The following is a 677-nucleotide window of genomic DNA, read 5'->3' as shown; positions in this document are numbered from 1 at the left end:
CACAGGCGGAGTCAGGCCGTCAACGACAAGGGTTCAAACTGATAGATGCTCAGCTAAAGTCCACTGTCATCAGACATTATATCATGTGTTTGGTCCTCATGGTAATCAGCAGTCTCGCGACGTACTACATGACACAGAAGTGGAATCAAGTCGCGTTCAAACAGGACGAGTCCGCGTTGCATAAATATGCCACGATATACGGCGACGATCGATTGGAGTTGTGGCTCAAGATTATGCGGCTCAACGACCCGAATTGGTGGGCGTCGTGCTACGCTGGCTACTCAGGTCGTGACAAGGACGGACGGGCGCTTTGCGAGACCGCGTTCTACCTGCAACCACGCCCGCCCGCCCGCTGAGACAAAAACGAGGGGCTCGGCGATACGTAACGAGCCCCTCGCTTTGCATGCCAACGGCTGGCGGGCGCAAATGAATATGGTTCTGGGCGAGGCCGCGGCCGAGATGCGCAAGGTGGGCGTAGTAGAGCGCGGCCCAGTTAGGTCGATGTCGTGCCTGTATCCTTTCCGTCTTCGCCATCGTCCGTTTCTTTGGGTTTGACGGTGAAAGACAAATAGGACCCAAGGGCCAGAGTCAGAAAAACGAGGCCGATCACCGCCTCGTACATGGCTAGAACGAACGAAACGGCCCTCCTGCTACGCACAAGCGGACAAAGCGTGAAC

General features: G+C 56.1%; 2 protein-coding genes. One reads left to right on the top strand and one right to left on the bottom strand.

Annotation, left to right across the window (positions count from 1 at the left end; genetic code table 11):
• The coding region (locus G3T14_RS24900; RefSeq protein ID WP_204263062.1) for a hypothetical protein at positions 1-356 on the top strand (356 nt) is incomplete at its 5' end.
• A 137-nt stretch (positions 357-493) separates the two neighbouring features.
• Here G3T14_RS24900 and G3T14_RS24895 read toward each other — a convergent pair.
• Positions 494-677: hypothetical protein (locus tag G3T14_RS24895; protein WP_204263061.1), on the bottom strand; the 184-nt coding region annotated here is incomplete at its 5' end.

The organism is Methylobacterium sp. BTF04, assembly GCF_010692745.1.
Classification (GTDB): Bacteria; Pseudomonadota; Alphaproteobacteria; order Rhizobiales; family Beijerinckiaceae; genus Methylobacterium.
Note: the sequence above shows the minus strand (reverse complement) of the source record. Positions and strands in the feature narration are given on the sequence as shown.